Origin of the sequence: Ammoniphilus sp. CFH 90114 (assembly GCF_004123195.1) — a bacterium.
Lineage (GTDB): Bacteria > Bacillota > Bacilli > Aneurinibacillales > RAOX-1 > YIM-78166.
On the sequence record NZ_SDLI01000044.1, the window covers coordinates 1 to 3,114 of the forward strand.

The window sequence follows — 3,114 nt, forward strand, 5'->3', positions numbered from 1 at the left end:
AGGCGGGAGTGGCTCCTCTTCCCCTGGATCTTCTGGATTAGTTGGAGTTGGCATTCCTTCTCCAGGTTCAGGGATTGGCTCCTCTTCTACTGGATTAGCTGGATCAGTAGGTCTTCCCCCTCCACCATTTACGGGCCCTGGTATTGGTAGTGGCTCACCCTCTATTGGTTCAGTAGGAACTGTAGGTGTGCTATCTCCACCAATAGCCGGAGAAGGAACAAGTGGATCTACACTTTCAGTAACTTCATCAACTATCGATTCCTGAGGTTTTAACAACTCTTCTAGAGTTTTCTCCCCATTGAGCATTAAATTAATATCTTCAAACGTTATATTTTTCTCTTTTAAAGCTGTCCATTGATCTTTATTGAGTTTACCTTCTTTAAAAGCATTAAAGATCTCTGGTCTCATATTTCCATTCATGAATTCCCTAAGTTCTTCTTCTGTAAGATACTGACCTGTCAATACGGGTAAATCTTCGGACTTTATCTTTCCTTCCTTTAAAGCTCCATAAAACTCTGGCTTTAATTCCCCATTAATGAAACGGTTAAGTTCTTCCTCAGTAACCCTTTTTTCTTGCAAAGCTAATAAGTCTTCCGACGTAATCTTCCCTTCCTTTAAGGCGGTATAAATCTCTGGTTTCATTTTTCCAGCAATAAAAGCAGTAAGCTCTTCTTCTGTCAATCTTTGTTCTTTAAGGGCTGCTAAGTCATCCGACCTGATTTTACCCTCCTTAAGCGCATTAAAGACTTCTGACTCCATTTCACCTGTAATAAATGCCTTAATATGATCTTCTGTAATTTTCTTGTCTAACAATGCAATATAATCTTCCGGCTTAATTTTTTCTTCCTTAAAGGCATCAAAAACTTCTTGACTGATCTTTCCTTGAGCAAGTGCAATAAATAGCTCCTCAGGCACCTTATTTTCTAGCAAAAACTTCAAGTCTTTAGATTTTATTTGCCTAGCTTTCAAGGCCTCAAAAGTCTCTTCACTGAATTTACCCAGGATAAAAGCTTGTAGTTCCTCATGTGAAATTATTTTATTACGTAGTGCCTCTAAATCTTCTTGACTTATCCTCCCCTTTTTAAATGCGTTAAGTTCCATTAAATGTAATTCGCCGTTCTTTAAGGAAGTTAACTCTCCAACAGTAAATCCACCATTGGACCATGAAGATAACTGCTCTGGTGATATTTCTCCAACTAGCAGACTATCAGATAATTCATCTGAAAGTTCTCCAACATTTAAAGCCATCATTTTTGTTGGGTTAAGAATACTATCTGGAACTAATATTGTTTCACTCCAAAATTTTTGACCCGATTGTTTTTCAGTAGTCCCTGGGTGCCCCGGACGTTGATAAAACTTAAATTTGTAATTTCCAGACTGCTTTGGAGAATAAGTTATATCATATGATTCTCCTGATTCTAAAGGAGGTATATCCCCTTCGAATACTTTGACCCCTTCCCTCTTTGGGTCTTTATCTACACTCCAGTAAACCTCGTATTTCGCAAGACCTAGCATGTCCTCATCGCCAACATTAATGACTTCAACAAACACTTGTATATCAGAATCATTTATAATCCCATAATCTCCTCCATCAAAAGTTAGAGAACTTTTATCCCACCAATTGTCCGCATTTTCAAATTTTATTCCAAATTCAGTGTTATCATAGAAATAGGCATTTGTTTTAGAAGTTAGCTGCATTCCCGTTATAACAATGGAATAATTGATTACAGCTAGTTGGAGACCGATTAGAAATTTTCTACTAAATTGTCTCCTTTTTTTCTTCTTAATACTGGAGGATCTCTTCTTTCTGATCGTTCTCCCCTCCTTTCGATTCGTTCAATTTGTTCGTTTTACCGAACCTCTTGACCTAAATATACACGTCTCGCCAAAAAAAGAAAAACTTCATATTTGGCTAAAATTCGTTATATTGAACAATTTTTGTTCGTTATTTTATGTTTTTCTCCTACTCTCTCTTAATTTCGTTATATATTAAGAACATACTGTTTTGTATATAGAACAAATCTGGTGTACAATAGTAATTACATATCCTATTAAAGGAGCCAGTGCTTATGATCGGTAAACGGATTCAGCAATTTCGTCTAGAAAAAGGCTGGTCGATCACTGAGCTGGCAGATCGCGCGGGCGTAGCCAAGTCGTATCTTAGTTCTATCGAACGCGATCTCAACGTTAATCCCTCGATTCAGTTTTTGGAGAAAATTGCAGCGGTTTTGGAGGTGGATATTCAGTCTTTGCTGCGAACGGATGACAGCTCAGATCATCAACCTATATTAGATGGTGAGTGGACTCAGTTAATGGAAGAAGCGATTCAAACCGGTATCAGTAAAGAACAGTTTAAAGAGCTTATTCAATTTCTAGCTTCCTATAAGATGTTTGATAAAGGAACAGGAAAGAATTTGCGGGGGAGGTAGCTGTTCTAGAAGTAAGAAAACGGGGAGGCTTAAAACATGGATTGGGACAAGCAAAACTGTAGTGAGGATGGGAACGAGCTAGATCAGGAGTGGGTTTATTTAATTAATACAGCACGCGAAATGGGAATATCAGCTGATGAAATAAGGAGATTCTTCAATAATCAGATTTCACTATCTACTTAAGCAACGTTCTTCGTTGCTTATTTTTTGTTCTATGGAGGAAACAAAAAATATCTTTTCCTCCTAAGATCTGCTATAATGGTGGCATAAAAAGAGAGAAGGTGAATATTTAATCATGATAGGCAAACGTGTCCAGAAACTTCGCCAAGACAGAGGACTTTCCCTTTCAGAATTGGCCGAGCGTGCAGGAGTGGCGAAATCGTATCTAAGCACGATCGAACGCGATATTCAATCTAATCCTTCTATCCAGTTTCTTGAGAAGATATCTGCCGTTCTTCAGGTCCCTCTGGATGCCCTTCTCCACGATGCAGCCAGTGACACCGACCCCTCACAACTGGATTCTGAATGGTTAAAGATTGTCCAAGACGCCATGAATTCAGGCATTAGTAAGGAACAATTTCGAGAATTCCTCGAATTTAATAAATGGAGACAAAACCGTACGAAAGAATAATTCTTTCTGCGGTTTTTTTCTTTAAAAGAGAGTAGGGGTGGTCATCACTGATCC

4 protein-coding genes are annotated in these 3,114 nt (G+C 38.4%); 3 read left to right on the top strand and 1 reads right to left on the bottom strand.

Going from position 1 to position 3,114, the window contains the following annotated elements; all coding sequences use genetic code 11:
- On the bottom strand, positions 1 to 1,812 hold a 1,812-nt coding region (tapA, locus tag EIZ39_RS26070; RefSeq protein WP_164985359.1), incomplete at its 3' end, for an amyloid fiber anchoring/assembly protein TapA.
- 257 nt (positions 1,813 to 2,069) lie between these two features.
- Between tapA and EIZ39_RS26075 the strand changes: the two genes are divergently transcribed.
- The 3 genes from EIZ39_RS26075 (at position 2,070) to EIZ39_RS26085 (ending at position 3,060) form a co-directional block, all read left to right on the top strand.
- Positions 2,070 to 2,429 (top strand): helix-turn-helix domain-containing protein, encoded by a 360-nt coding sequence (locus EIZ39_RS26075; protein WP_129204499.1) that lies wholly within the window; start codon positions 2,070 to 2,072, stop codon positions 2,427 to 2,429.
- Positions 2,430 to 2,465: 36 nt separating this feature from the next.
- Positions 2,466 to 2,612 (top strand): anti-repressor SinI family protein, encoded by a 147-nt coding sequence (locus EIZ39_RS26080; protein ID WP_129204501.1) that lies wholly within the window; start codon positions 2,466 to 2,468, stop codon positions 2,610 to 2,612.
- A 112-nt stretch (positions 2,613 to 2,724) separates the two neighbouring features.
- A complete protein-coding gene (locus EIZ39_RS26085; protein WP_129204503.1) occupies positions 2,725 to 3,060 on the top strand; it encodes a helix-turn-helix domain-containing protein in 336 nt (111 codons plus the stop codon).
- Positions 3,061 to 3,114 lie beyond the last annotated feature (54 nt).

What these genes read in the sequence shown, in the direction of transcription:
- EIZ39_RS26075 (WP_129204499.1), top strand. Translation starts at nt 2,070, where the DNA reads ATGATCGGTAAACGGATTCAGCAATTTCGTCTAGAAAAAGGCTGGTCG.
- EIZ39_RS26080 (WP_129204501.1), top strand. Translation starts at nt 2,466, where the DNA reads ATGGATTGGGACAAGCAAAACTGTAGTGAGGATGGGAACGAGCTAGAT.
- EIZ39_RS26085 (WP_129204503.1), top strand. Translation starts at nt 2,725, where the DNA reads ATGATAGGCAAACGTGTCCAGAAACTTCGCCAAGACAGAGGACTTTCC.